Here is a 26,877-nt window from a genome sequence, read left to right as displayed (position 1 = left end):
TCAATATTCCTCGTCAGTTTCGAACTCGGGCAGCATTTCCAGCCGGGCGGCTTCCTGCAGCGCGGCGTGCTCTTCCGGCGGAATGCGGATCATCGACAGGATGCGGGCATAAAGTGCCTTGCGCCCGTCCAGATAACCGCCCGCCCTCGGCTCCAGGTTCACCGGCGGCGCCTGGTAGATGCCGCATTCGGCAGCCAGGTCCGCCAGCACGATTTCGCCGTCCGGGCACAAAAAAACGGACCGATAGGCCCGTTCCAGCATTCCAGCCCGCTCCCGGCGTCGCCGGGCGGCTCGTTTGAGGCTACGCCAGACCATCCAGCCCTCCCTCGCCGCCCAGGGCCTGCAGAAGCGGCGCCCCGTCGCGGGCGATCCGCGCCATGCTTTCGCCGGTCGCAAGCTGCTGCTGTTGCTGCTGCTCGGCCGCCCGTTCCTGCCGCAGTGCCTCCACCTCTTCCGGCCGCCGCCTCAGCTTGGCGGGCAGCCCTAGCGCGCGGCGGGTCAGGTCGTATTCGGCTTCCCGGTCGTGCAGATCCAGAATGGAGGGATCGGCCCCCGCTGCGATGCCGAGATACTCCTGGAAGCCCATGATCGCCTCGAAATGCCCGGCCTCGCGCATCTGGTCGATGGGCGCCGTCGGCGTCAGGGTCACATCGCCCTCCAGCACGCTTTGCGGCGGGGCAAGGGGCGAACCGGGGGCAAAAGCGCCCCTTCGTCCCAGAATGCCGATCTCACGTTCGAACAAGGCCTCGTTTCCGGCCATGATGTTGGTGGAGAACGGCCCGATCATGTCGGCCATTTCCTTGCGGCGGATATTGGCTTCCGTTGCCGTGCGGCCATTGCCTTCCAGCAGCGTCTGCCACAGGTCGCCATAAAGCCCTACCCGCAGCTTCTCGCGGATGGTCTCGATCTGCGCATCCGCCGCGCCCGGGTTCACCGTGTCGATCATCGGCCGGAACAGCGGCCGGCCCTGTTCGTCGATCAGCCCGGGGTTGATCCGGCCGGGGTTGAGGTCAAGCTGGCGCTCCTGCGCATGGGTGGCGATCGGCGGGCGCACCGCCTGCGAACTGGCAATCAGCCCGTCTCGTGCCAGGCTCTGCAGGCTCTTGATGTCGCTCATCAGCTTTGCCTGCGGCGGCGAGCCATAGGGCGACAGCCCGTCCCGGTCCCACCGGCTGATCACCAGCGGATATTCGAAGAAGCCGCCCCGCCGGCAGATATGCCCGCTGTCTTCCTCGAAGTGGATGCTCTCGAACCGGGATTTCCTGGTGTCGGTTGCCTGGGCGTGACCGCCTTCGCGCACAAAGCAGGCATGCACGAAAGTGTAGTCCGTGTTCTTGCGCTTCGCGTCGGCCGCGTCTTCCTTCACCTTGGGCGACACCTTGCCGGCATATTCCTTCACCGCCTGCCACGCCTTTAGCGTGCGCACCCGAAAGAACCCGCAATCGTTGCCCTGGGCATCGATGACCAGGTAAATCTCGTAAAGCGGCACATAGCGGTAGTGAACCGGCGTGCGGATATCGGCCAGGCTGTCCTCGTTTTCGACCGGAAACAGCACACCCGTCCCCAGTTTCACGGTGGACAGCAGACGCGAGCGGTTGGCCAGCGCAAAGCCGGAACGCCCCGAATACCGCACACGGAACAGGTGATCGCGCACCAGTTCGAAAAACTCCTCGTCCGCCTGGCTGGGCGCCGGCGCAAACGGATCGCCAAAGCCGACCCCATGCCAGGGAAAGCCCTCGGGCATGGTCAGCGAGCCGATGCCGGAGGCAAGCCTGTCCAGCAGCCAGACGGCGGTCGGGTCGTACAGCTTGCGTGACCGGTCCCGGGCGGCAGACCCGCGCAGGGCGCTCATGCCATCCCGGGCGCTCACGCCGCCGGGCCGGTTGAAGGCCCGCTCCATGTCCGGCGCCGTATAGGTGACATAGTCCTGCCAGTCCGCCTCCACCCATTGGCGCTCCGCCCGGGCCGATTGCAGCTCGGTTTTCAGATCGTCGACAACTCCCATCACGCACGCCCCAAAAGTGTGACACCGGGCCGCGAGGCACTGCCGTAATCGGCAACGCCCAGCGGGCCGGTCAGGTTGGTGGCCCGGGTGTTATAGGCGGCGGCCCGGCGCCGGCGCCCGTTTTCCTGCAGGTTGCGCGCCTGCCGCTGCGGGTCGGGTTCGCGCGGCGGCGGCGGTGTCGGTTCCGGGTCCGGCTGCTTGGAGCCTCCCCCACCAAACATGCACATGGGTGGTCCCTTTCTCTCAATGTCTTGAAAACGTGTAATCGGCGCCGCCTGCCGGCACGGCGGCAGCGCCTCAAGGCCGGTCCGCGCAAGCGGCCGGAAAAAGATCGAACGGACGTATCCGGCAGCGCCAAAGCGTTCCTGCCGGCCAAGCCGCAATTTTCCAAAGTACCGGTATGAGGTCTGTTTTAGCCCTGTTTTGACGAAGCGTCCAGCAAGGCCAGATGTCTGAACCTGTTGTTCAGACACGCATTTCCGGAAAGCTCTTGCCACTCAAAGGCATTTTGAAGCTTCCCGGTTGTGCGCCCGAAGCGGTGTTTTTTCACCGCGCCCCGGTGGAAGCTCCATCCAGCGGCGCGGCTTTACCGGGCGCTGCGGCGGCCAGCGCCGCCGGAACGTTTCCAGCCGGTGCGGCAGGGGCCTGCCGCGCGGCCCGCCTGCTGTTGTTTGGGATGTGCGCCTGCCACGCCCTGTCCCGAACCCGGCCGACATTTGCCTGAAAGTCTTCCGTCAGCAAATGGCGCTTTCCGGTCTCGTCGTCATAGGTCAATGTCATGCGCGGGCCGTAGCCGTCCTCGTCCGCCGGGGCCTGCTGCCTGTCCCGGCCGGTCTTGTCATTTGGCATCAGATGCCATTTCGCGGCGCGCACACCCTGTGCTTTCAGCAGGTCCTCAACGTCCTTGCGCACGTAACCATGGCCGTCTTTTTCAAGATCCGGATAGGCTGTCTCGACCGGATATTTCAATACGGTTCCTGCCGCCTCCGGCGCGAAGGCCGAAAGACCCCACATCTGCTTGAACCGGTAAATCGCATAGTCCCGGGCAGCCTCCTTGTGGCCGCCCAGTTCGACATAGCTTTGCCTGAACAGCCTTTCGTAATCCGCAAGCGCTTCCGCCTCTTCGGCGGCAGTTCTGCCGATCTGCCGATATCGGTCATAGGAACTTTTCCGGGCCAGATCAGCAGATGCAGCCAAACCGGCCGAGGCGTCAGCAACATCGGCCGCCGTTGTGGCACTCACGCCGTCCAGCTTGCCGGTGCCCACTTCGGCCCCAACTGCGCCGGCTCCAGACACGCTGCCCTCAGACACGCCGTTTTGGCGCGCCTCCTCAAAACCAGGGGCCAGAATGGCGGAAGAGCCTGGCAGAACCGGCTTCTCGCCCAATGGCACTTGCCCGCCATCCATCAGGATGGTTTCAGAAGAAAGACTGCCGTCCTCCAGCCGCGGTGCCGTAAGCGGCGCATCTGTCGCCGCCACCGGGGCCGCCGACAACAGTTGCCTGACCTGTCCCCGGTGCAGCTCTGCGTCTCTCGTCAGGGTTTCAGTCAATTCTTCGCGTGTTGCGCCGCGGTTTGCGGCCTGCTCCACGGCTCCGCCGGCCTCAAGCGCGTTCTGTATCCCCTGCAGCGACTGCAAGGCCTCTTCCTCATCCTCGCTGCCGGCAAACGCCCAGTCGATTGCGCTGCCCACCGCGCCTGTCAGCGCGTCCCGGCCATAAACGTAAGCGCCAAATGCCTCCGATCCTTCGACGGTTGTCGCAATTTCGGCCATTTTCCGGATCACCAGGTTGTCCGGATAGGCTTCGCCATAAAGCTGGGTCAAGGCGATAATGTCGTCCAGATTGCCCAAAACGTCCCAGGCCTTTTTCAACGGCCCGACAGGCGTCAGCGAAACGGCCAGGTCGAGGCCCGCCTCCGCCGCCATGGACTTCAGATCGTCCTCTGTAAACTCCAGCCCCAGCTCTCTTGCCGCCTGCGCAAACGGTATGTTCCGCTCGTCCGCACGTGCCTGAACCATTGAAAAAACCGGAACGGCTGCAAGACCAAGAACGAAAACCGGCGCGCCTCGACGCGCAAGCTTCATGAACCGCCGACTAATGGTGGCCTCGTCCCACAGCGAGCCGGTGGCCTTGCTGCTGATCCCCGAGTTTTGACCAAGTTGTGCTCCGGACAAGTCATCAACCGGCATTCCGGAAGAAAGCATCGGAACTGGCCTTGCAGCCTCGTCCGGTAACACGCTCATGCGGCCACCAAGCTGTCCCGTTACTTCGGGCAGCGGTGCCCCTTTGGGCTTTGCGCGCATCCCACGTTGCCGCAACACCTCTTCATAGGTCTCTGGGAAAAAAATTTGCCCCTGGTCGAGGCCCTTCACCTCGCCAAACCTCGTATCTTTAAACCTGTAAATGTTCTCGTATTGTTCCCTCGACAAATTCAGAGTCGGATCCACAACCAATTCTGAAGCCAGTTTTTTGACGGATGTATAACGGAACGGGACATCCACAATCTTCGCATGTTTTTTGGTGACTGGATCGTAGATATTCTTGTTCTTGTTTTCGAAAAAGTCCTTTTCTCTGGAAATGATCTCATAGTCGAAATCAGGATGTTTCTTCATCCGCTTGCGGATCGACATATCCCAGGTTTCAAATCCTCCTTTTTTGGTCAACCTTTTCCGGTTGGGGTCATAATCGTTTTTTTCCTCATCTAATACGTCGTCAATTTCAACGATTCTGACGTCAGGAGTGTAACCCGGAGGCGGGTTCCTCTGGTCTCGAATCCAATCTCGGAAAAGCGTGCCGTTCTTTGTTTCAAAAAACCTTGCGCGCTCTAATTCCTGTTCAAAATCATTGCTGTAAAAAAAAAGATCGCCCCGCTTTGCGGTGGCGATCAATCCTTCCAACCCGAAGTTTTTCATGATCGGGCTGATTTCACTGGCATCTATCGCAACGATCTTCTCCATCAAGCCTCCTCGCCCGGAAAGGAGATATAGCGCGCATAATTTTCCTTGATGAAGTCTCGAGCCTGTCCAGTTCTGAGTGATGTCAGCCTGCCCTCCTCCAAATCGATGGCCAGCCATGTCGCAACGATCATGTCCCTTTTGTCAAAGCGAACCGGAGCTTTCATCAGGTACCATTTCCTGAAATCGATAATGGTGTCATGAGCCTCGAGCGGGTTCAGCTCTACAAACTCATCATCGTGAACTTCCAGATCATGCTTTTCGGCATAGGCCGCAAACCAGATTTTCTTCCGTAAAGCCTCGTACAGCTCTTCATCACCACGGATCAGTTCAACCATCTGCACGACGTTCTCATATGGAACTTTGATGCCACCGTAGCGCTTGTTGCCGGCAAAGAAGGCCCTGCCTTCTTCCGTTTTCTCAAATGCGGCCAGCTCTTCCCGCCAGCCGGTAATGTCGTCAAAATCCGCCATGGGTCCTATGTCCAAATTCATCTCAATTGTTCACTAATTGTTCCGAAACACTCTTGCACACGACAGAAGCACTGCGCCTGCTTACGTCCGGAAAACTAACCTTCTCTCTCATTTCGCCCCCTTGTCTGAAAAGGCGATATCCGTCGAATGCTCTCTTTCAGCGTAAGCCCGGGTCTCCGGAGCCGCCAGGGATGGAAGCTCTCCGATCGCAACCCTGTAGGCTAAGCGCCGGCCGGGATCGAGGTTACCGTCATAGGGGATCTGCGTTTTCATCGCATACCAGCGTTCGAAGTCGTACACGGTTTCGTTGTCCGCCCACGGGCAAAGCTCATCAAACCCCTCATCATCCCGGCCAAAATCCGGATTGGCATTCAGATAATCGCGCCAAGCACCTGATTTCTTCAGCGCCTCAAGAACTTCCGGATGCCTGAGGAATAACTCTGCGAAATGGAGGATTGTTTCATATGGCAATTTGGGTGCCCGGGGTCTTGTTGGGCTCCACGAACTGTATTTGTCGAAAAAGGCCCTGCCTTCTTCCGTTTTCTCAAATGCGGCCAGCTCTTCCCGCCAGCCGGTAATGTCGTCAAAATCAGCCATGGGTCCTGCGTCAAAAATGTCTTACGTCAGAATATCAACGAACTTGGGCTGAAAACGCCCCGACCTTGGCATGGTCGAGTGCAACGACTGTTTGCTTGCTCATCACAAGCCTCCTTCGTCTTGTTCGATGTAATCACTGTCTAGCAAAAGTTCGACACACGCTTTTGAGCGAACAGATTCGTATTTTCCCGCAAGGACATCGCAGGCAGTAAACATACCAAAACTATAAAGATGCCTGGCTTCGTGAGGATACCCGGATTTCAGGCAGTACCATTCGTAAAAGTCTCCCATGAGTATGTGAGCCTCTAGTGGCCGGTTGTCCCAATCCGGATCCCCCCTGCCAACAGCACCTCCGTTGGCGTCAACAACTTTCAACCATTCCATTTGCTGAGTAGTCGCATCTCTAAGTTCCGGGTCTTTAAGCAGAAGTTCAGCAAAATGCTGCACTTGGGAGAGCCTGGTACTCACAAGGAAGACCTCTGGATCTTGTCGATAGATATGATCGACCGCCTCTTGCCCACCTTCTTCGTAATATGCCTGCAATTCTTCCCGCCAGCCGGTAATGTCTTCAAAATCCGCCATGGGTCCTGCGTCCAAATCCCCTAAAAAATGTTCATTCTTTGTTCCTGGGAGGATTGTGGTTGATCCAGTGAATTTTTGCAACCTGCCGCTGGAGCTTTCCTGAAGGCTTCCCTTGCCGCGGCCCTGGCTATCGTTTCTCTTCGACCGATGCTGCTGGTAATGCCCCCGCCTGACCGGCCAAAGCAGGCAGGGTCGGGCTGGCAGGGGCTCTTGCTGCGGCTCAGCTCATGAATTACCGGTTGCCAGCTCAAAACCTTCGTCGATCCAGCCGGTAACGCCACCTGCCATGATCTTCACCGGGCGGCCCAGTTCCGCAAGCCGCAACGCCCCCCGTGCGGCACCGTTGCAATGCGGGCCGGCGCAATAGGTCACGAACAATGTCTCCTCCGGCCACCTGGCCATCTTGGAACGGATGATCTTGCCGTGGGGAAGGTTGATCGCGCCGGGCACATGGCCTTTTTCGAACAGCGCCGGACTGCGCACATCCAGCAACACAAAGCCAGGCTCGCCCTGAAGGGCGTCGTGCACATCCCAGCAATCGGCCTCGAAGGTAAATTCAGCGGCAAAATGTTCCCTGGCGAGATCGCTCGGTGCGGCCGGAACAGCGGTGACATTGTTGGTCATGAAGGTCTCCTTTCCCGCTGTTTGTCGCCCGTATGAACGCCGATTGGCAATTGGCGCGATTGACTATATACGTAAATATCATGACAAAAGATCCAGTCCCTCAAACCGCGGCCCCCTCAGCTCTGGAAGGGCCGCTTGTTGTCGCCCTGCTGTACGATGGGCTCTGCACGTTCGAGTTCGGTATCGTCGCCGAGATATTCGGTCTGGCCCGCCCCGAATTCGGCACCGACTGGTACCGCTTCGCCAGTTGCCCGGTCGAGGAAGGCCCCTTACGCGCCCATGGTGGCCTGACACTCCTGCCAGACCATGGCCCGGAACGCATAGCCGAGGCGGACATCATCGTCGTGCCCGGCTGGAAAGGGGCGGATTACCCGGTTCCCCAAGCGCTTGCCGACCGGCTTTGCGAGGCACACAGCCGGGGCGCGCGGCTCGTGTCCATCTGTTCCGGTGCGTTCGTGCTGGCAGCCACCGGTCTGCTCGACGGTCGCTCCGCCACCACCCATTGGCGTTACGCGGACAAGCTGCGCGAGCGGCACCCCGCCGTCACCGTCGACGAGGCCTCGCTCTACCGTCAGGAAAACCGGATCTACACGTCTGCGGGCAGCGCCGCCGGCATCGATCTGATGATCGAAATCATCCGCCAGGATTACGGGGCAGACAAGGCCAACTCCGTTGCGCGCCGCCTCGTCGTTCCCGCCCACCGCACCGGCGACCAGGCTCAGTTCCTGGAACGCCCCGTCGCTCATCGCGAGGGCAACGAAATCGCACCGATTCTGGAGCGAGTCAGGCAGGCGCTGCAGACGGCCTGGACCATTGAAACCATGGCGGCCCTCTGCCGCCTCAGCCCGCGCACCTTCCAGCGCCGCTTCACCGAAGCAACGGGGCTGACACCGGGCGAGTGGCTGGTTCAGGAGCGTCTGGAGGCCGCCAAGGAGATCCTCAGCCGGGGCGACGACGACATGGAAACGATCGCGGCCCGCGTCGGCTTCGGCAGCGCCCACGCGCTCCGCCACCACTTCCGCAAGAAACTCGGCCTGCGCCCAACCGACTACCGCATCCGCTTCGCTGCTCGCACGGCCTGATGCCAGCGGCCTTGCCCCAGGAGTATTGTCCCAGCAGACTTATCAAAGCGGCGGACCATGGACATATTTCCCGAATGCGAGAACCTTCCCAAACGTAATCTAAGTATTTCCTCCGAACCGGATCCTTGTTAGCCTGATTTTGAATAATTCAACCGGCGGGGAAAGCCATGAAACCGGATATTTTTCACCTGGTTCTTATCAGGCCAACGAAATATGACGACAACGGCTATCCGATTCACTGGCACAAAACTTCGATACCGGCCAATTCACTTTCTTGTCTTCTCGGAATTTCCAGGGATTGCGAACATAGGCAGGTTCTGGGGCCTGAGGTGAAAATGATCATCCAGGCAATTGACGAAGGCAACAGCCGCATCCGACCGGATCAGTTGATCGCCGGTATTCAGCGGCGGGGCGGTAAGGCCCTCATCTGCTTCACCGGCGTCCAGAGCAACCAGTTTCCGAGAGCTGTCGATCTTGCTCGCCCATTTCTCCTGGCCGGCCTCCCGGTTTGCATCGGCGGCTTTCACATCACCGGCTGCATGGCCATGCTGCCGCAGATGCCTGCCGATATGCGCGAAGCCGCAGATCTCGGCATCAGTTTTTTTCTGGGCGAGGCCGAAGGCGGCCGGTTCGACCCGGTCCTGCGCGACGCCTATGCAGGCAAGCTGAAACCCATCTACGATCACCTGAAGGACTTGCCGTCCCTGCCCGGTGAGCCGGTGCCCGTTGTCGATCGGGCGCAGGTCGAAAAATCGACTCTTGGCTATGGCAGTTTCGATCTCGGCCGTGGCTGCCCCTTCGAGTGCAGCTTCTGCTGCATCATCAACGTCCAGGGGCGCGGCAGCCGGTTCCGATCGACGGAGGATCTGGAGAATATCATCCGCGACCACGCAAGAATCGGGGTCACCAAGTTCTTTGTCACCGACGACAATTTCGCCCGAAATCGCAACTGGGAAGCCTTTCTCAACACGCTCATCCGCATGCGGGAAGACGAAGGTCACACATTCACGCTGATCATCCAGGTTGACACCCTCTGTCACAAGATCCCGAATTTTATCGAGAAATGCGTACGTGCCGGTGTTGATCAGGTTTTTATCGGCCTGGAAAACATCAATCCGGACAATCTGGCAGGCTCCAAGAAACGGCAAAACAAGATCACCGACTACCGGGAGATGTTCCTGGCCTGGAAGAAACACCCGGTCATCCTGACCGCCGGTTACATCATCGGCTTTCCCAACGACACCCGCGCCTCGGTCCTTCACGATATCGACGTCCTCAAGCGGGAGCTTGCCGTCGATATCCTGTCGCTCTCCATCCTGACGCCCTTGCCCGGCTCGGAGGATCACCGCGATGCGGTCGCCGCCGGCACCTGGATCCATCCGGACCTCAACCGGTACGACCTCACACACAATGTCATCCGCCATCCGAACCTGCCCGGGGAGGAACTGGACAAGCTCTATCTGGATGCCTGGGCCAGCTTCTATTCACCGGACCATTGCCGCACGATACTGCGCCGGGCTGCCGCCCTCGGCAGCAACAAGAAGATCGCCACCATGAATCGGCTGATCATTTACGGAACCGCGTCCCGGCTGCACAATGTGTTTTCGCTCGATGGTGGCTTTCTGCGACTGAAATACCGCAAGGACCGCCGCCAGGGTCTGCCTCTGGAAAATCCGTTGGTCTTCTATCCGAAATATTATCTCGAAACCCTGCGGAACCTTGCCATCCTGACTGCCACCCGCTGGCGCTATCTGCGTTTCATCAGGAAACTCTGGTCAGATCCGAACCGCTTCGCCTATTCCGATCAGGCAATTGCATCGGTGGAAAAGGCCGAGTTCGAAACGCTGGAACTCTACACCGCGACCCGCGGCGGCCGTCAGGCAGTTGCCACCCATCGGAAAATGGAAGGCATCAAGCAGCGCGCGCGCGGAACGAAGGTGGCAAAAGCTTAAATCGTCTGCAGATACTTCTGCAGTTTCTCGCGTTGCGGATAGTCCGCGAGGAAGTTGTCCGAGTTCACCTGAAATATGCCGTCCACGGTCACCACCGTGCCGCCCGGTTTGAAATGCGCCGCGCAGAAAAACGGCAAGCCGGGCTTCTTCAGGTCCCACTGCAGAAAACCGCCGCCCATCGGATATTGATCGCGCGGGGCCATATGTTCGTCATGCCGGATCGTGGGCATGACCTTCACCAGCCGCTTCGGCCCGGTCACGGTTGCAAGGCTCAGGGCGCGTGTCTGCAGATCGCGGTATCCCGCAGCGCCGCGGTCCGCCAGAATGCCGTCATGCACGGTCGCGCGTCGCCTGTCCGCCTCCTGCGTTTCCTCCGGCAGGCCATACCGCCCGCCTGATCGCAAGGTCGTGCCCTGAAACTCGAACACTTCCGGCAACGGCAAGTGCTTGAGGACCAGCAGCTTGAAACCCTGGTCCAGGCGGCCCTTGTGATAACCGATGTTTTCCTCGGTCCTGCGATAATCGGACAGAACGATGGCATTCAGTTGAGAGATATTGCCTGCGAAATGTTTCGTCATCTGCCCGACGGGCAGATCGTCCTTGGATGAAGACAAGGCTGAGCCTCCAGATAAAAACGTCAAAATAGCAATGGCCGGACGCTACCAGCCTTCCCGGTTTCGAACAACGCTCATGGCCGCTTGTCCCCCCTTACCCAGGCGTAGACATAAAAGTCCTCGCCGCCCCGGCCATAGGCTCTCAGCCGCCCTTCCCGTGTTGCGCCCAGCGCCTCAATCCAGCCATGGGCAATGTCATGATTTTCCAGCGTAATCACCTGCAGCCGCCGGCAATCCCGTTCCACAATCTGCCGGATATCCAGCAAGTGCCGTGTGATCGCCGGCACACATCGGCGGAATCGGTCCGTGCCGAAGGCCCAGGCCTGCCAGTGGTCCGGATCGAAGGCGGATGCCCGGCTGAAGCCATAGGCCGCCGCCGGCTGGCCGTCGTACCAGAGCGACCACACCATGCCCGGCACCGCCGTCCGCAACGCGCAGGCCGCCAGCGCGCGCGTGTCCCATTCCTTCCACAGACAGGCGATCTCGCGCAGGTCCTGATCGCGCATGTTGGCCGCAATGAAGCTGGCATCCCGCAGGCAAAGGTCGCGGATCAGAAACCGTCCAGCGGGTCGCCCAGTGGCGCCATCCGGCTTTCGGCCTCGGTTCTCAGAACCTTCTTCAGCTCCGCTTTCTGTTTCCATCCCAATGCCTCGACAATCGCATCCGCCTCGTCCGGGGAAGAGCCCAGCCGTTCCTTGATCTCTTCCTTGCTCTCAATCAGGATTTTTCCGTTTCGCATCTTCCAGCGATGCGCGGTCAACTGCGCCTTCACCGTCGCCGAACGCCGGATTGCCAGCCCGAGCCCGCTCTTGGGGTGCAAGGCCTCGCGCAAGCGCCAGTAAAGTTCGGCGCGCAAGTTGTAGAACGGGATCCTGCTGTCCTTCGCGCTCTCGCCCGACTGGGCGGAGAAGACGCATTTTTCCGCCGGAATGTTGTTTTCCCGCTTCAGGAAGCCAACCGTGTCCCCGCCCCAGCCACCGGTACAGTCCACCACGATCATCGCATTGTCGCGCCGCTCGCGGATGATCAGCGAACCGACATCCGCACCGTCCTTCGTGTCGGTGCCCTTGCGCACGATGTTGGTTTCAAAGCGCCGGCCATGCAGCGGCTGCAGCACCGTCCTGTCCTTCCCGCCCTGGGCAACGTCCACCGCCAGCACCGTCATCGGTTCGTCCCGATCGATGCGCTGGTCGTATCGCTCGAAGGCAAGGTCCACCCAGTCGGACGGGATCACCTGCCACTCGTGGTCCTGCCGGGCTGCCAGAAAGTCTCCGGTCTTCAGCGCCGTGCGCATCGGCTCGGGCATCTGGTCGAGCTGGGCATCGTAGTCCGTTCCCAGAAAACGGTTGTCCTGCCGCCGCGCGGGAATGAAGGTCCGGCTCTTTGGGGTGCGGACTTCGCCTTCGATCTCCACCGGCTCCGGCCCGTCCACCCACACCGTGCGAATGGCATCGCCGTCGTCAATGAACACCGCCCACAGGATCTCGCCCGGCTGCACCTTGCCGTAGAGCGGATGCAGCGGATCGAGCCAGGGCGCGAACCAGTCGCTCAGGTAATCCCCCTGCCCGCCCAGCGGCGGATTGGTGGCAATCAAACCGCGGCAACGCTGGCCCCGTCGCGTCGTGCGCAGCCAACCGAGCACGAAGATGATCTTGCGCGGGTCCATCTGCGCGCCCTCGTCGAAGGCTTTCAGGTCATGGTCGCGCCCCTGCCAGTCCTCTTCCGCCCCCGGCAGCCCCAGATGCCCGAATTCGATCAGCCGCTCGTCGGGCCCGGTCCACCTTGGCGGATTGCCGGAAATCTTGCCCATGCCCGCTTGGCGCATCAGTGCGTTCATGCGTTCGCTCAAGCCCTTCAGAGACTTGAGCGACTGACGGAAAATCGCTGCCTTGTGGTGGGCAAACAGCGCCAGCCCGGCAATCAGGTCCGTCTTGCCGCCGCCCGCCGCGCCGCCGTAAAGCGTCAGATCGGCTTTTGAGAAATAACCTTCCGTTTGCGGTCCGGCCTGAGGCCGCCAGACGGAAAACTGGTCCAGCACGCCCGCCTCATCCAGTTGTTTCTGCAAGGCAACCCGCTCGTCCGCGGGCATCCGGTCGATGTGGTCAATCAGCGTTTCGAGGGCGGTCGCCATCCTTTGGCATATCCTTTCCGGTCAGCAATGCCATCACGCCCAGAGCGATTTCCTCCGAGCTGCGCGGTTTCAATGTCTCGAGTGTCTGGCTGTCTTCCGGCCCGCTCCAGACCGGCCATGCTTCCGGCTCCGTCCGGTCCCGCCAGCCGGCACGGTTCTTCATGGCAAAGGTCCAGGCGCTGGCGTTGAATTTCGCCAGCTCTCCCCTTGCGCCGTCCTTGCCGATCCGCTCCCACTCCAGAAGGCCGCGCCGGGCGGCTTCTTCCAGCCTTGCGGGCGGAAAGTCCTCGGGAAACTGTTCAGCGTAATAGCGGATCGTCCGGCGGTCGGCGTCCGGAAAACTGTCGATCGAATATCCGGCGGCAATATGCGCGCAAAACTCCGCGCACACCTTCCGGCGCGCTCTGGCTGTCGGCCACTTCAGCGCGTTGCCGCCCCCTTCTGGCAAAGTCATGGGTCGCACTTTCCTGCAAGTCGTCTGGAGGTCAGTTCAAGACACGGTCCGCAGCTTCCCCATCGCCGGTCCTTGGCCCCGGCGTTCGAAGCACCAGAAGCAAAAAGCCTGCGCCTTGCTGAAATTGTCTTTGATTTTTGGGAAGAAGCGGAAAACCGGTACCAGGCCTCTTGGGCACACTGATCCACGGTAAAATAAGGAAGCCCCTTTTTGCCCGGTTTTGTCGAAGCTGTCCACGTCGCCCCAATGTCTGAAGCCACTGTTTAGACCGCATTTTTCAAAAGCACCCTTGCAAACAGGAACTTGGTGACTGCCTCCGTTGTGCGCATCGGATCATTTTTTTCGGCTCTTGCCGCCCCACCCGCAACTGCCTTCACTCGCTTGTCTTTTCGATTACTCAGACATCGTTTTTCTCTCGCCGCCCCCCCTCAACCTGCTTTCAATCTCTCCCGATTTTTCAATGCACCGCTTGACTCGTGTCTCAAAATCTAATTAGTTCGGTGACAGAACGAACTAATGGAGCGTAGCCTTGGCAGACCCCTCGAACATCTCCAGACGCATGTCCTTGAGTGCCATCGTCCAGGCGATTGCCAGCTACAGCCCGATCTCCCGGGCGAGCGTCTCCAAGATCACCGGCCTGTCGAAACAGACGGTTTCGGAAATCGTCGGCAATCTGGAAGAAGAAGGCTGGGTGCGCACGGTTGGCCAGACCGAAGGCCATATCGGCCGCCGTGCCGTGGTTTATGAAATCGTGCCGGATGCGGCATCCGTTGCCAGCGTCGATCTCGGCGGCACCAAGATCCGTGTTGCCATCTGCAACCTGACCGGGGCCGTCGTCTCGGAGCTGGTGGAGCCGACCGACAGGCAGGGCGGCATTGCCGTCGTCAATCAGGTCGCGGACCTCATCCGCCGGGCAGCGACCGAAGCCAGCCCCTCGCTCAAGCTGCCTCGTGTCGCCGTCATTGGCGTTCCAGGCGCTCCGGACCCGGCTACCGGCCACATCCGCATGGCCCCGAACATCCCCGGCATCGGCGACATCGACGCCCCCGGTCTTTGGCGGGAGATCCTCGGCATCGAGGTCTTTATCGAAAACGACGTCAACCTTGCTGCCCTGGGCGAACACTGGCTCACCAAACGCGGCGACAAGGACGACCTGATCTACGTCTCCATCGGCACCGGTATCGGTGCGGGCATCGTCATCGGCGGCCAGCTCCACCGGGGCATGAACGGCGCTGCCGGTGAAATCGGCTACCTGCCCTTCGGCGCTGATCCGTTCGAACCGGAAAGCCTGGAAGTCGGTGCCCTGGAACGTGTCGCCGCCACCCACGCCATCACCGATCTCTATAAAAGCAAGACCGGCAGAACACTGGACGTGCCGGACATCTTCGACGCCGCAAACACAGGCGACACTGCCGCCACAGAAACGCTGGAAGAGATCGCCCGCCAGGTCGCCCGCGTCATGGCAGCGCTGGCAGCGGTCATGGACCCGTCCTGCATCGTCATCGGCGGCTCCATCGGCACACGGGACGAGCTCTTCGGCAATGTCCGCAAATTCATTTCCAGATGCTTTCCGCGTCCGGTGCTGATCGAGAAGTCGACCCTCGGCAATCACGCAGCTCTTGCCGGCGGTGCCTCCGTCGCCCTCTCCCGCCTGCACCTGTCGCTGTTCACCGAAGGCCTCAAGGGCGTTGAAATCGCCGTTCCGCCGCCGTCCATCGAAACCTTCAAGAAGGGAGCGGCCTGATGGTTTCCTCAAACCTGCATGAAAAGCTGCTGGCCACGCAGGACCGGGACGCCGACATCGACCTGCTTCGCGGCGCACTGTCGATTGACAGCGTCACCGGCAACGAAACCGGCTTTGCCACCTTCCTGAAGTCGCAAATGGAAACGCTCGGTCTTGAAACCGGCTCCGGCGAATTCCTGCCCGGCCGCCTCAACGTCTGGGGCCAGCACCAGCCGGTCACCGGTGACGATGCCCCCCACCTCCTCTTCGTCGGCCACACCGACACCGTGCATGTGCGCGGCTGGCAGGAAGCCTGGCAGGGCAAGCCGCAGGAAAGTCCCTTCGGCGGCGCCTTGATAGACGGTGAGATCTGGGGCCGCGGCGCCTGCGATCTCAAGGGCGGCATCTGCGCCGCACTTGGCGGCCTCAGGCTCTTGCAGAAGGCAGGCTACCGTCCCGCCGGCGGCCTCTCCTTCGCTTTCATCGGCGATGAGGAAAGCGGCGAACCGGGCACCGGCGTCAGCGCCGGCGCGCACGATCTCGTCAAAAGGGTCAAGGACGGCACCATCGCAAAGCCGGATTTCGCGGTCTATGTCGAACCGACCAGGCTGGATGTCTATACGGCCCAGATCGGTTTCTTCATTGCCGATATCACCATAACCGGCAAATCCGCCTATTTCGGCACGCCGGAGCTTGGCGTCGATGCCCTAAAGGCAACCCACGCAATTCTGGGCAACCTCTGGCAACATGAGGCGGAACTGGCAGCAGGACCGAAGCACGATCTGGTCGGCGCTTCCTCCATCCTCGTCACGCATATCAATGGCGGCGGCTATATTGCCGTTCCGGGCGAGTGCAAGCTCTCCCTGATCCGCAAGCTCCGCCCCGGCGAGAACCTGGATGAGGCGGTCGCCGCCTTTGAAGCGGTCGTCCGTTCGGCTCCAGTGGCCGACGGCATCGGCATCGGGATTGCGTACCCCGCCGGCCGTGATCACCGCTTCGGCGGCTCACCCGTCGAGATCTCCCGCGAAACCCCCGCCGCCCTGCAGTTGTCCCGCTGCGTCGAGGTCGCCACGAACGGCCAGAACCTATCCGGCGGCGCCATCGGCGGCGCACCTTATTGGTCGGAATCTCCCTTTCTTGTCAACGAGATCGGGTGTCCCGCGGTCTACTGCGCGCCTGGGGACATCAGCGTCGCACACACATTCGAAGAGCGCATCGAGGTGGAAAGCTATCTGGCAGCCGTCAGGGCTTTCGCGCTGTTCGTGGCCGACTATTGCGGCCTGGAAGAAGAAGCAGACTGAACCAAACATAACAGAGGGTTAGAAATGAAACTGCTAGTCAAACATCTGGCGACATCCGCCCTTCTCGGGCTGATGTCCGTCTCCGCCATGGCCCAGACGGTCGGTCCCAAGGGCGAAGCGGCGACGCTTTCCGCCGAGGTGACGGTTCCCGACGATGCCGTCGCCGCCATCAAGGACGCAAAATACAAGGCCGCCCTGCTCTGGCACGACCAATCCGATTTCGTGAACGCAGTCTCAGCCGGTGCAACGGACGAGTTCAAGCGCCTGGGCATCGAGGTTGTCGCAACCACCAGCGCCGGCTTTGACGCCGCCAAGCAGCGCAGCGACGTTGAAACGGCCATGGCCAAGGAACCGAACATCATCCTGTCGCTACCGCTTGACCCGGTCACATCCGCCGCCGCTTTCAAGGAAGCCCGCGATGCCGGTGTTTCCCTGGTGTTCCTGTCCAACCTGCCCGCCGATTATGAGCACCCGCGCGATTATGCGGCCATCGTGACCGACGATCTCTACCAGATGGGCAAACAGGCTGCCGACGCGCTCGCCAGCGCCATGGGCGGCAAGGGCACCGTCGGCTGGATTTTCCACGACGCCGACTATTACGTGACCAACCAGCGTGACAACGCCTTCAAGTCGACCATCGAAAACGACTATCCGGACATCAAGATCGTTGCGGAACAAGGCATCAGCGACCCGGCTCGCGCCGAGGAAATCGCCAACGCCATGCTGCTCAAGAACCCGGATCTCGGCGGCATCTATGTGACCTGGGCCGGTCCGGCCGAAGGTGTGCTCGCAGCCCTGCGTGCCAACGGCAACAAGGACACCAAGATCGTCACGCTCGATCTGTCCGAGCCGGTAGCTCTCGACATGGTCCGCGGCGGCAACGTTGCAGCCATTGTTGCGGACGAAGCCTATGAACTCGGCCGCGCCATGGCAGCTGCCGCAGCCCTGCGCCTCGTCGACAAGGACGTTCCGCCCTTCATCGCGGCACCGGCCATCACCGTGACTGCAGACAACGTTGCCGAGGGCTGGAAGAAGTCCCTCAACATCGACCCGCCGGCAAGCGTTACCTCCGCGAATTGACCCGGCATTCCGGCAGGCTGCCCCATCACAGCCTGCCGGCCAACAGGTCCTCACAACAATTCTAAAAACCCGCACGGACCTCCGAGAAGCAACACCGTCTTTCCGACGGTTAATACCGAACCTTACGGAGAAGTCGCATGTTCAAGTTACAGACACTCCTGGCGTCGACACTGCTGGTCGGCATGACCGCCTTGGCCTCGGCTGCTGACCGCCCGCAAACGGTTGGCCCGAAGGGCGAAGCCCCGACCCCGGTCGCAACGCTCGAACTGACCGATGCCGAAGTCGCGAAAGTGGCCGAAGGCAACTACACGGCCGCCTTTGCCTGGCACGAGCTCTACGATTGGTCCAACGCGGTCGCACGCGGCGCCAAGGACGAGTTCGAACGGCTCGGCATCAAGGTCGTTGCCGAGACCGACGCCGGCTTTGACTCAGCTCGCCAGAAGTCCGACGTCGAGACGATCATGGCCAACCAGCCGTCGATCATCGTATCCCTGCCGATCGACCCGACCACAGCACAGACCGTTTACGGCATTGCCCGCGATGCCGGCGTGAAGCTTGTCTTCGTCGACAACGCCGTCGACGGCTTCACCCATGGCAAGGACTATGTCACCGTCGTCTCCGCCGACCTGGTTCAGATCGGCGAAAAGGCCGCCCGGGCACTCGCTGCGTCCATGGGCGAGACGGGTACGGTCGGCTACATGTTCCACGATGCGGATTTCCCGGTCACCAACCAGCGTGACCAGGCGTTCAAATGGACCATCGAAAACGAGTTTCCGAACATGGAAATCGCCATCGAGTCCGGTATGACCGATCCCGCAAACGCCGAAGACATCGCCCGGGCGATGTTGTCGCGGAACCCGGATCTTGGCGGCATCTATACGCCGTGGGCAGAACCAGCCCTCGGCGTCCTCTCGGTTCTGCGCCAGCAGGGCAACGACACCACCAGGGTGGTCACCATCGACCTCAACGAGCCGGTTGCCCTCGACATGCTGAAGGGTGGCAACACCGCGGCAATCATCGCGGACGAAGCCTACAGCATCGGCGTCTACGCCGCCCGGTCCGCTGCGGCCAGCCTTCTCGGCAAGTCCGTCGATCCGTTCCTGGTGGTCGACGCCATCACGGTTGGCACGGATAATGTCACCGAAGGCTGGAACAAGTCCATGAAGATGGATCCGCCCGAAAGCGTTGCCGAAGCAGCCAAGTAAATCCCTTTCCGTGCAGGCCGCGCCTTGCGGCCTGCCGTCACCTACCTCTTCGAACTTGAGGCAATCCATGACCCAGGCGGTTTCGAGACTAAGACAACTCGATTACAAGCAAGGCGTGATCTATTTCGGGTTTCTCGGAATCTTTCTTTTCTTTGCTCTCACCCTTCACGACGTCGGCTTCCTGTCGCCCCGCAACCTGACCAACATCGTTCTGCAGACCGCACCGGCAACGATCATGGCCATAGGTCTGGTCTTCGCGCTGTCCGCCGGGGAAATCGACCTCAGCTTCGGCTCAGTCGTTGCTGTCTCGGCTCTCGCCGCAGCGCTTGCACTGCAAAGCTACCCGATGATCGTCGGCATCATCGCCGGCATCGGTGCCGGTGCCTTGATCGGCGCCATGAACGGCATCCTTGTCGCCTATCTGCGCCTGCCGTCCTTCCTGGTGACGCTGGCCACCATGGGCCTCTTCGCCGGTATCGCCCGCTCCATGACGGACCTGCGCTCGATCCCGGTGCTGAATGACACCTTCGCAGGCATCTTCGGCTCCGGCAGCCTGTTCTCCATCCCCTCGCTGGTCATCTGGACCATCGCTGCCGTCGTCATCGGCCACATCGTCTATCGCAACACCCGCTTTGGCGCCCATGTGGTGGCAACGGGCGACAATCCCCGCGCCGCCCAGGTTTCCGGCATCAAGGTTCCGCGCATCCGCCTCAGCGTGCTGACGCTGTGCGGCGCCATGGCCGGGCTTGCCGGCCTGCTCTACGCCGGCCGCCTTCAGGCTGCCAAATACACGCTCGGCGAAAGCGACCTGATGACGGTGATCGCCGCCGTGATCGTCGGGGGCACCGCCCTCAATGGCGGCAAGGGCTCCGTCATCGGCGCCCTGCTCGGCTCGCTGCTGATGGGCATGCTCAACAACGGACTGATCCTGATGGGGCTTGATGTCTCCGACCAGATGATCGTCCGCGGTCTCATCATTCTCGTCGCAGTCGCCGTCTCCCTGCGCGACACCAGCCGGTAACCTGGAGGACCACGATGTTTCTCGACGTTCTCATGCGCCGCAATCCGGCCTTCATCGAAGCCGCCATGGCGCTGCATCAGGCCGGCAAGATCCCTGCCAATGCCTATGTTCTCGATCTGGACGCGGTCGAACGCAACGCTCGCCTTTTCAAGGGAGAGGCCGACAAGCACGGCCTGAAAACCTTCGCCATGACCAAACAGGTCGGACGCCATTCCGGTTTCTGCCAGGCGGTCATGCGCGGCGGTATCGAAAGATCCGTTGCAGTCGATATGGCCTGCGCCCTCGCCTGCGACCGGGCTGGCCTCAAGACCGGACATCTCGGCCACCTGGTCCAGGTTCCGAGGCAGGAAGCAGCTTTCGCCGGCGCGAAACTGCAACCGGATTACTGGACGGTCTTCTCGGCTGAGAAAGCACAGGAAGCTGCCGCTGCCGCCAAGTCCGCCGGCAGGACACAGAACCTGCTCGCCCGGATCCAGACAGAGGGCGACACGTTCTATCGTGGCCATGAAGGCGGCTTCGACGCGCAAGACATTGTCGCCGTGGCAGAACAGCTTGATGCCCTGGAAGGTGGAGCCTTTGCCGGCATCACGACCTTCCCCACCCTGCTTTTCGATCTGGAAACGCGCAAGGTCAAGCCGACGCCGAACCTGTCGACCCTCGCCCGCGCCGCCGAAGCACTGGCAGGCGCAGGTCGCGGCCGTATCGAGATCAACGCTCCTGGCACCACGTCCTCCGCAGTGCTCGGCGCCCTTGCCGAAGCCGGTGCCACCCAGTGCGAACCGGGCAACGGTCTCCACGGCACGACACCTCTTCATGCTGTGGAAGACCTGCCGGAAGATCCGGCCGTGCTCTATCTCTCGGAAGTCTCTCACCACCACGGCGGCAAGGCCTACTGCTTCGGTGGTGGCCTCTACATCGATCCGGTCTTCCCGAAGTACCCGGTCAAGGCCCTCGTCTCCTCGGAGCCGACGTCCCGCCAGTCTGATCTGCTTGAGGTCGAAATACCTGACTATTCCGCGATCGACTATTACGCGATGATCGACGCCACCTCGCCCAAACCCATGCGCGCCGGTGACACGGTGGTCTTCGGCTTCCGCGGTCAGGCCTTCGTCACACGGGCGCTTGTCGTCGGCATTTCCGGCGTCAGCGCTGGCACGCCTGCCGTCACCACAATCGAAAATGGCTTCGGAGATGCCGTCTCCTGGCCGGGAGCGTTCCAGCAATGACCGCCGACAATCCCGTTCTGTCCCTGAAGAACATCCACAAGGCCTTCGGTGGCGTGGTCGCCATCGAGAACTTCTCACTCGACCTTCACGCGGGAGAGATCGTTGCTCTTGTCGGCGACAACGGCGCCGGCAAGTCAACGCTGGTCAAGATCGTCTCCGGCGTCCATAAGCCAACCTCGGGTGACATCCTGCTGGACGGCACGCCGGCATCCTTCTCCGACGCCAGCTCGGCCCGCAGTCTCGGCATCGAGGTCGTCTACCAGGACCTTGCCCTTGCCGACCAGCAGCCGGTCTACATGAACATGTTCCTCGGCCGCGAACTGACCAAGCCGCCGCTCGGGCTGCTCGACAAGAAGCGCATGCGCCGGGAATGCCAGGAGCTGGTCGACGAACTCGATGTCCGCATCCCCTCCGCCGGCTCTGTCATTCGAGACCTCAGTGGCGGCCAGCGCCAGGGCATAGCCATTGCGCGGGCCACCCACTGGGCCAGCAAGCTGGTTCTGCTGGACGAACCGACAGCTGCCCTCGGCGTCGCGGAAACGGCCAAGGTCGAACAGCTCGTCGCATCGCTGAAGGAAAAGAACCTCGCCATCCTGATCATCAGCCACAGCCTGGATCAGGTCTTCCGCCTCTCCGACCGCATCTGCGTCCTGCGCCGTGGTCAGCAGATCGGCGTTCGCAAGACCAGCGAGACAGACAAGAACGAAATCGTCTCCATGATCACCGGCGTTTCCGGCCAGGCAGCCTGAACCTTCAACCAGAACAATCAGCCTCCGGCAACTGCCGGAGGCTGATTGTTCACATCAGAACGGAATCGTGACGTTAAGCGTCGCACCATACGAGCGGAAGTCGGACGTCCCGATCCCGTCGTAAAAGCCCTCCCCGGAAATCTGGATGTTACGGCCGGGCACCAGCAGGCCCGCGCCAGCTTCCACACGTGCCCGCAGATCTTCATCGGAAGAGGCAAGCGTCGCATCCGTCGGGGTATCGTCCTGCAACTTGTTGAAGTCGTAGATCCCGGAGAGCGACAGGAACGGCGAGAACAGCAGCTCGTTCAACTGCAGGTCCCAGGAGACCTTTGGTCCGAACTCGAGCCGCCCCAGATCGAAATCCTGCGACGGGATCAGCCGCCCCAATGTGTCCGTGTAGCTTTCCTGTTCTTCGTAGTAGTAGGTGATGCGGGCAAATGGGCTGACCCTGGTCGTTTCACTGAGCTTGAAGTCGCCAGTCAAACCGCCCTGCAACAGAAACCGCTGCGTTCTGAAATCATCTTCGAAAAGCCCAAGCGCGTTCACGGTGTTGTAGGACTGGCCATACGTCGCCAGGCCATCCAGGTAGAAATTCTGATGAACCCGGAGAACAGCATAAGGGCCAGCCATCCAGCCGACGCCGTCGGCGGAGGTATCGGCGGCACCGTTTCTTTCCTCGGTCAGGTCGAGCTGCCCCAACAAGCCCAGAACGGCCCGGTCCTTGTAGCGATAGTCGACCCCGGCAAAAAACAGCCCGGTCTTGCTGTTGCTGCTGTTGTTGTCGGTAATTGCATACGTTCCCTGGGCCCAGAAGTCCCATCCCGACTGCCACTCGGCACTATCCTCGCCGCCGGAAGGTGCATCTCCATTGGTACCGCTCAGGATCGCGAGGGTATCGTCCTGCATCACCTGCGGACCGACGGCCGTGTAACTCATCGTGCCGGAGGAGGTGAAATTGTCGAAGACCGCGTACCGTTCCGGCTCGGCATTCTCCGCGCGAACGCCGCTCCCGGCTCCTGCCATTGCCGCATTGTTTCCAGTGCCACCACCTTGTTGAAGAGAATTGGCAAAGGCGCGCAGGGAGAACTGGAAGTTTCCGGACTGCGAGGTGGGCGTAACGTCGAAATTGAACCCGTTGCGCCCACGCTGCCGCCCAAAGGGGCCGCTGGTCAGGCGCGAGACGATATCAGGCTGTCCGGACACGATCGCATTGGCCCGGTTTGTCACGAAGGAGGCAATCACTTCCTTTGTTTTCTGGATATCGGCCGATGCGTCCCGGTCATTGGTGAGAGAGAAGCTGACGCTGCTCAGCCCCGTGGCACTCGCCGTCACCGCATATGGCGTGAGAGCACCACCGCCGTTATAGGACGAGGCAACCGCGTTTGCGGTCATGACGGAACTGGTCGCCGTTCCGTCCGCAGCGGTGGTCACCGTTTCCGTGTTGGTGCCCGTGCTCGCAAATGTCAGTGACGCACCACCAGCTGGCGCAGTGAATGTTACACTGACACCTGCAGCAGCGTTGTTGTTGACGTCTGTCGCTTTCGCGACGAGAACTGCCTCGAACCGGGTTCCAACTTCGGAACTTTGCCCGGATCCCGACACGACCGACAGCGCCGCCGCCGCCCCGCTTGCCGTCCCGCTCACCGATACGTTGAAGGGGTTTTCGTCCGCATCGTCATTGGCGAAGTTGAAGTCGAACCCGAACGCTCCAGGCGCTGTTGGCGTATAGGCCACAGCCAGCGTCGCCGTTCCACCACCGCTGCTTACGGTGTTGGAACTCAATGTGAAGCTGTTGACTGTGACGTTGCTTGTGCCGGTAACATTCGCACCAACCGTTGGAGTTGTGAGGTTCAGGACGGCCGACCCGGTGTTCGTGATCGTGTAGGTGATGGTTGACGTTGTTCCCGGCATGACAATTCCGGGAACGGTGTCTGTCCCCCCGTCCGATACAGCATTGCCTGTCGACGATGTAACCTCGATTTCCGGACTGCCAATCGCGGTACCGCTCACCAGGATGTCATACGTGGGTTCGTCGGCGTCATCGCTGAGAATATCGAGTTCGAACGAAAAATTGCCAATTGCACTCGGCGTGTAGAGAACAGTGAAGGTAGTCGATGCGCCGCCTGCGAGCGTTGTGAGCCCTGGCGCGGAGATTGAATCGACCGAAACATTGCTTGCCGAGGCACTGGTCGGCGTTCCGGTCAGGGTAAGCGTCGCGGTACCCGTGTTTTCGATCGTATAGACCAGTGTTTGCTGGTCTCCCACGTTTACTGTTCCCTGAGCATCCGTACCGTTATCCGCAATAGAGTTTCCTGCAGGACGCTGCACGTCGATTTCGGGTGTAGCAACCGTCAGAGTGCTTGAAGACGTTCCCGAGTTTCCAAGGCTGGAGGTCAGGTCTCCAGTTGTGTTCGCGAAGGAACCATCTGTGGAGCCGGTAACGTCCGCGCTCAAGGAACAGCTGCCCCCGGCCGCAACGGTGCCCCCCGTGTAGGAAATCACACCAGAACCTGTCGTCGCCGTTATCGTTCCCCCGGTACAGGTGGTTGAGGCGTTTGCAGGCGTGGCTACTGTCAATCCTGCGGGGAGATTGTCAGTGAAATCCAGCGAGGTCGCCGCGACCGCATTGGCGGAGTTGTTGATGACGAAGGAAACCGTCGAGGTTCCACCTGCCAGAATAGTCGCTGGAGCAAAGGACTGCGTGAAACTCGGAGTGGACGTTCCCGTGCCCTGTACCGAGAACGTGTAGGTTCCCTCGTCGGCATCGTTGGAGACAATCGTGATTGTCGACGTTTGGGTCCCCAGAGCATTGGGATCAAAGGTGACCGTGAAGGTCACCGACCCCAGGGCTGCGATCGAACCGCTCGTCGTGCCGGACACCGCAAATTGCGTATTGTCCGAGGATGTCACGCTCGTCAGCGTCAGCGTGTCCGTACCCGTGTTCTGGATCGTGAAGACATTCGCATTGGTTCCGCTGGAAACTGAAACACTGCCGAAGTCGGTGTCGTCGGCAGCCGACGGCGTCGTATCACCACTGGCAATACTCGTGCCGTTCCCCTGGACGTTGATCTCCGGAGCCACACCCGTGCCTTGCACGGTGAAGGTGTATGTTCCTTCGTCGGGATCGTTGGATTCAATCGTGATTGTCGACGTCTGCGTTCCCAGGGCATTGGGATCAAAAGTGACCGCGAAGGTCACAGACCCCGACGCGGCGATCGAGCCGCTGGTCGTGCCGGATATCGCGAATTGCGTGTTGTCCGAAGATGTCACGCTCGTCAGCGTCAGTGCATCTGTTCCGGTGTTCTGGATCGTGAACGTATTTGCGTTGGATCCGCTCGCAACCGAAACGTTGCCGAAGTCGGTATCATCCGCTGCGGACGGCGTCGTGTCGCCACTGACGATACTTGTCCCGTTCCCCTGAACGTTGATCTCTGGCGCGATACCAGTCCCTTGTACCGTGAACGTGTAAGTCCCTTCATCGATGTCATCGGAAACGATGGTGATCGTCGCAGTCTGGTTCCCACCGGCGTTGGGATCAAAAGTGACGGTAAAGGTCGAAGATCCCGAAGATGCGATCGAACCGCTTGTCGTTCCGGAAATGGCGAACTGCGTGTTGTCCGACGACGTTACACTTGTAAGCGTCAGCGTGTCGGTTCCTGTGCTCTCGATGGTGAACGTATTCGCCACAGATCCGCTCGAAACCGCAACACTCCCGAAGTCGGTATCGTCCGCCGCACTCGGAGACGTATCCCCGCTGGCAATACTGACACCGTTTCCCTGGACGTCGATCTCGGGTGCAATGCCTGTTCCTTGAACACTGAACGTATAGGGACTCTCGTCCGCGTCGCTCGAGACGATCGTAATCGTTGACGTTTGCAAGCCCGTCGCGGACGGATCGAAGGTGACCGTGAAGGTTACAGATCCCGAAGACGGTATCGAACCGGCCGTTGTCCCCGACACAGCGAATTGTGCATTGTCAGAGGACGTCACACTGCTCAGTGAGAGCGTTCCATTACCCGTGTTCTGGATTGTGAAGGTATTTGGATTTGTACCGCTCGAAACAGAGACGCTGCCGAATTCGGTATCATCTGCCGCCGAAGGGGTCGTGTCCCCACTGGCAATGCTTACCCCGTTGCCCTGAACGTTGATTTCAGGAGAGGCAACCGTCAGCGTGGCAGATGACGTCCCGGAATTTCCCAGCGATGATGTGAGATCACCTGTGGTGTTGACGTAACTTCCGTCACTTGCAGACGTCACATCGGCACTGACGGTACAAGTCGCACCCGCCCCAGCGGTTCCGCCAGTGTAACTGATTACACCCGATCCGCTGGTCGCCGTGAGTGTGCCACCGGTACACGTTGTGGCAGCGTTCGACGGAGAGGCAACGGTCACTCCCGAAGGCAAGTTGTCGGTGAAATCGAGAGATGTCGCGTCCACACCGTTCGCAGAGTTGTTGATCGTGAATGTGACGGTCGAGGTGCCGTTTGCCACGATCGTACTGGGGGCGAATGCCTGGGTGAATGTTGGAGGCGTCGTCGGTGGAGTAACTTCGCCGCTGGAACCGGCATCAAGATAGGTGAAATTAATGCCTGTAGCACCGTAGGATCCGGTGATTGTGCATGTCGTGGTACAATCGATCGTCTGAATACCAGGCGACGTTACGTTGATGGTATCCGTTCCATTGGTAACGGAATACGAGAGTACATTCCCCGGGTCGTTTGGACCATTGTTGATATCGAAATTGGTGAGACTGCTTCCAGAACCCTGATCCTGGATCAATATCCAGTCGTCGTCCGCCGTCGTAGGTCCGATGCCACTTTCCCGCGTGCATTCATCCAGCGTGAGGTTCAACACGAGAGGATCGAGCGGGACAGAATTGCTTGGACAGTCTGTGTAGGCCGCCTTCGCGTCGTCAGGTACGGCTCCCAGAAAAAGCATCAGAAACGCCAGCTGTACAAAGCGCAACAAGACGCCTGCGCGCGCGGCTTTGCTGAGCCTGGCTCCCCATACGTCACAAATCATCAAATCACCACAGAGCGAACCACGGTCGCTGCACCCCAAAAAGAAAGAGCCAAGGCTCGAAGGCCCGGTTTTTGTTAGCTG

General features: G+C 60.5%; 22 protein-coding genes. 9 read left to right on the top strand and 13 right to left on the bottom strand.

Annotated features, from left to right (window positions below):
• From FIU93_RS14385 to FIU93_RS14350, 8 genes are all read right to left on the bottom strand, one after another.
• Positions 1–315 carry a hypothetical protein gene (locus tag FIU93_RS14385; RefSeq protein WP_055655554.1) on the bottom strand — a complete coding sequence of 105 codons (315 nt, stop codon included), beginning with the start codon at positions 313–315 and terminating at the stop codon, positions 1–3.
• Positions 302–2,005: a portal protein gene (locus FIU93_RS14380; protein WP_152505969.1), complete on the bottom strand. Its 1,704-nt coding sequence runs from the start codon at positions 2,003–2,005 to the stop codon at positions 302–304. The genes FIU93_RS14385 and FIU93_RS14380 overlap by 14 nt, the downstream gene beginning before the upstream one ends.
• Entirely contained in the window at positions 2,005–2,226 is a 222-nt protein-coding gene (locus FIU93_RS14375) for a hypothetical protein (protein WP_006936041.1), read from the bottom strand. Before FIU93_RS14375 ends, FIU93_RS14380 begins: the two co-directional genes overlap by 1 nt.
• A gap of 325 nt (positions 2,227–2,551) precedes the next feature.
• Positions 2,552–5,080 carry a hypothetical protein gene (locus FIU93_RS14370; protein ID WP_152505968.1) on the bottom strand — a complete coding sequence of 843 codons (2,529 nt, stop codon included), beginning with the start codon at positions 5,078–5,080 and terminating at the stop codon, positions 2,552–2,554.
• Entirely contained in the window at positions 4,963–5,433 is a 471-nt protein-coding gene (locus FIU93_RS14365; RefSeq protein ID WP_152505967.1) for a hypothetical protein, read from the bottom strand. Before FIU93_RS14365 ends, FIU93_RS14370 begins: the two co-directional genes overlap by 118 nt.
• 108 nt (positions 5,434–5,541) lie before the next feature.
• Positions 5,542–6,030, bottom strand: coding sequence for a hypothetical protein (locus FIU93_RS14360; RefSeq protein ID WP_152505966.1), 489 nt, complete (start codon positions 6,028–6,030; stop codon positions 5,542–5,544).
• 102 nt (positions 6,031–6,132) lie between these two features.
• A complete protein-coding gene (locus FIU93_RS14355) occupies positions 6,133–6,612 on the bottom strand; it encodes a hypothetical protein (protein ID WP_152505965.1) in 480 nt (159 codons plus the stop codon).
• 225 nt (positions 6,613–6,837) lie between these two features.
• Complete coding sequence (locus FIU93_RS14350) at positions 6,838–7,236, bottom strand: rhodanese-like domain-containing protein (protein WP_023000422.1); 399 nt, start codon at positions 7,234–7,236, stop codon at positions 6,838–6,840.
• An 80-nt stretch (positions 7,237–7,316) separates the two neighbouring features.
• On the opposite strand from FIU93_RS14350, the gene ftrA reads away from it, so the two are divergent.
• Complete coding sequence (gene ftrA / locus FIU93_RS14345) at positions 7,317–8,318, top strand: transcriptional regulator FtrA (RefSeq protein WP_152505964.1); 1,002 nt, start codon at positions 7,317–7,319, stop codon at positions 8,316–8,318.
• Positions 8,319–8,653: 335 nt separating this feature from the next.
• The gene (locus FIU93_RS14340; RefSeq protein WP_286202357.1) at positions 8,654–10,270 is read left to right on the top strand and encodes a radical SAM protein; all 1,617 of its coding nucleotides are present in this window, start codon (positions 8,654–8,656) and stop codon (positions 10,268–10,270) included.
• Here the strand turns inward: FIU93_RS14340 and FIU93_RS14335 are convergent.
• From FIU93_RS14335 to FIU93_RS14320, 4 genes are all read right to left on the bottom strand, one after another.
• Entirely contained in the window at positions 10,267–10,884 is a 618-nt protein-coding gene (locus FIU93_RS14335) for a hypothetical protein (RefSeq protein ID WP_023000419.1), read from the bottom strand. The genes FIU93_RS14340 and FIU93_RS14335 overlap by 4 nt on opposite strands.
• Before the next feature lie 74 nt (positions 10,885–10,958).
• Positions 10,959–11,390, bottom strand: a complete 432-nt coding sequence (locus FIU93_RS14330; protein WP_152505962.1) for a hypothetical protein — start codon at positions 11,388–11,390, stop codon at positions 10,959–10,961.
• 44 nt (positions 11,391–11,434) lie between these two features.
• Positions 11,435–13,015, bottom strand: coding sequence for a terminase (locus tag FIU93_RS14325; RefSeq protein WP_152505961.1), 1,581 nt, complete (start codon positions 13,013–13,015; stop codon positions 11,435–11,437).
• The gene (locus FIU93_RS14320; protein ID WP_152505960.1) at positions 12,987–13,469 is read right to left on the bottom strand and encodes a hypothetical protein; all 483 of its coding nucleotides are present in this window, start codon (positions 13,467–13,469) and stop codon (positions 12,987–12,989) included. Before FIU93_RS14320 ends, FIU93_RS14325 begins: the two co-directional genes overlap by 29 nt.
• Positions 13,470–13,998: 529 nt before the next feature.
• Between FIU93_RS14320 and FIU93_RS14315 the strand changes: the two genes are divergently transcribed.
• From FIU93_RS14315 to FIU93_RS14285, 7 genes are all read left to right on the top strand, one after another.
• Entirely contained in the window at positions 13,999–15,213 is a 1,215-nt protein-coding gene (locus tag FIU93_RS14315; RefSeq protein ID WP_082444494.1) for an ROK family transcriptional regulator, read from the top strand.
• Positions 15,213–16,493: a M20/M25/M40 family metallo-hydrolase gene (locus FIU93_RS14310; RefSeq protein ID WP_152505959.1), complete on the top strand. Its 1,281-nt coding sequence runs from the start codon at positions 15,213–15,215 to the stop codon at positions 16,491–16,493. Before FIU93_RS14315 ends, FIU93_RS14310 begins: the two co-directional genes overlap by 1 nt.
• Before the next feature lie 24 nt (positions 16,494–16,517).
• Positions 16,518–17,573, top strand: coding sequence for a substrate-binding domain-containing protein (locus FIU93_RS14305; protein WP_077292318.1), 1,056 nt, complete (start codon positions 16,518–16,520; stop codon positions 17,571–17,573).
• Positions 17,574–17,710: 137 nt separating this feature from the next.
• Positions 17,711–18,778, top strand: a complete 1,068-nt coding sequence (locus FIU93_RS14300; RefSeq protein WP_055655587.1) for a substrate-binding domain-containing protein — start codon at positions 17,711–17,713, stop codon at positions 18,776–18,778.
• A gap of 67 nt (positions 18,779–18,845) precedes the next feature.
• The gene (locus FIU93_RS14295; RefSeq protein ID WP_152505958.1) at positions 18,846–19,799 is read left to right on the top strand and encodes an ABC transporter permease; all 954 of its coding nucleotides are present in this window, start codon (positions 18,846–18,848) and stop codon (positions 19,797–19,799) included.
• A 14-nt stretch (positions 19,800–19,813) separates the two neighbouring features.
• The gene (locus FIU93_RS14290) at positions 19,814–21,025 is read left to right on the top strand and encodes an alanine racemase (protein WP_152505957.1); all 1,212 of its coding nucleotides are present in this window, start codon (positions 19,814–19,816) and stop codon (positions 21,023–21,025) included.
• Positions 21,022–21,774, top strand: a complete 753-nt coding sequence (locus FIU93_RS14285) for an ATP-binding cassette domain-containing protein (RefSeq protein WP_152505956.1) — start codon at positions 21,022–21,024, stop codon at positions 21,772–21,774. Before FIU93_RS14290 ends, FIU93_RS14285 begins: the two co-directional genes overlap by 4 nt.
• Before the next feature lie 54 nt (positions 21,775–21,828).
• Here FIU93_RS14285 and FIU93_RS14280 read toward each other — a convergent pair whose 3' ends face one another.
• Positions 21,829–26,712, bottom strand: a complete 4,884-nt coding sequence (locus tag FIU93_RS14280; protein ID WP_173017330.1) for a choice-of-anchor D domain-containing protein — start codon at positions 26,710–26,712, stop codon at positions 21,829–21,831.
• Positions 26,713–26,877: the final 165 nt, after the last annotated feature.

This window comes from Labrenzia sp. THAF35 (genome assembly GCF_009363595.1).
GTDB classification, from domain to species: Bacteria; Pseudomonadota; Alphaproteobacteria; order Rhizobiales; family Stappiaceae; genus Roseibium; species Roseibium algicola.
The sequence above is the reverse complement of the archived record's forward strand: the minus strand, read 5'-3'. Positions and strand labels throughout refer to the sequence as shown.

Excerpts from the sequence above, each read along its gene's own strand:
- FIU93_RS14385 (WP_055655554.1), bottom strand. The coding sequence starts at position 315 with ATGGTCTGGCGTAGCCTCAAACGAGCCGCCCGGCGACGCCGGGAGCGG.
- FIU93_RS14380 (WP_152505969.1), bottom strand. The coding sequence starts at position 2,005 with ATGGGAGTTGTCGACGATCTGAAAACCGAGCTGCAATCGGCCCGGGCG.
- FIU93_RS14375 (WP_006936041.1), bottom strand. The coding sequence starts at position 2,226 with ATGTTTGGTGGGGGAGGCTCCAAGCAGCCGGACCCGGAACCGACACCG.
- FIU93_RS14370 (WP_152505968.1), bottom strand. The coding sequence starts at position 5,080 with ATGGCTGGCCATCGATTTGGAGGAGGGCAGGCTGACATCACTCAGAAC.
- FIU93_RS14365 (WP_152505967.1), bottom strand. The coding sequence starts at position 5,433 with ATGGCGGATTTTGACGACATTACCGGCTGGCGGGAAGAGCTGGCCGCA.
- FIU93_RS14360 (WP_152505966.1), bottom strand. The coding sequence starts at position 6,030 with ATGGCTGATTTTGACGACATTACCGGCTGGCGGGAAGAGCTGGCCGCA.
- FIU93_RS14355 (WP_152505965.1), bottom strand. The coding sequence starts at position 6,612 with ATGGCGGATTTTGAAGACATTACCGGCTGGCGGGAAGAATTGCAGGCA.
- FIU93_RS14350 (WP_023000422.1), bottom strand. The coding sequence starts at position 7,236 with ATGACCAACAATGTCACCGCTGTTCCGGCCGCACCGAGCGATCTCGCC.
- ftrA (WP_152505964.1), top strand. The coding sequence starts at position 7,317 with ATGACAAAAGATCCAGTCCCTCAAACCGCGGCCCCCTCAGCTCTGGAA.
- FIU93_RS14340 (WP_286202357.1), top strand. The coding sequence starts at position 8,654 with ATGATCATCCAGGCAATTGACGAAGGCAACAGCCGCATCCGACCGGAT.
- FIU93_RS14330 (WP_152505962.1), bottom strand. The coding sequence starts at position 11,390 with ATGCGCGATCAGGACCTGCGCGAGATCGCCTGTCTGTGGAAGGAATGG.
- FIU93_RS14325 (WP_152505961.1), bottom strand. The coding sequence starts at position 13,015 with ATGGCGACCGCCCTCGAAACGCTGATTGACCACATCGACCGGATGCCC.
- FIU93_RS14320 (WP_152505960.1), bottom strand. The coding sequence starts at position 13,469 with ATGACTTTGCCAGAAGGGGGCGGCAACGCGCTGAAGTGGCCGACAGCC.
- FIU93_RS14310 (WP_152505959.1), top strand. The coding sequence starts at position 15,213 with ATGGTTTCCTCAAACCTGCATGAAAAGCTGCTGGCCACGCAGGACCGG.
- FIU93_RS14305 (WP_077292318.1), top strand. The coding sequence starts at position 16,518 with ATGAAACTGCTAGTCAAACATCTGGCGACATCCGCCCTTCTCGGGCTG.
- FIU93_RS14300 (WP_055655587.1), top strand. The coding sequence starts at position 17,711 with ATGTTCAAGTTACAGACACTCCTGGCGTCGACACTGCTGGTCGGCATG.
- FIU93_RS14295 (WP_152505958.1), top strand. The coding sequence starts at position 18,846 with ATGACCCAGGCGGTTTCGAGACTAAGACAACTCGATTACAAGCAAGGC.
- FIU93_RS14290 (WP_152505957.1), top strand. The coding sequence starts at position 19,814 with ATGTTTCTCGACGTTCTCATGCGCCGCAATCCGGCCTTCATCGAAGCC.
- FIU93_RS14285 (WP_152505956.1), top strand. The coding sequence starts at position 21,022 with ATGACCGCCGACAATCCCGTTCTGTCCCTGAAGAACATCCACAAGGCC.
- FIU93_RS14280 (WP_173017330.1), bottom strand. The coding sequence starts at position 26,712 with ATGCTTTTTCTGGGAGCCGTACCTGACGACGCGAAGGCGGCCTACACA.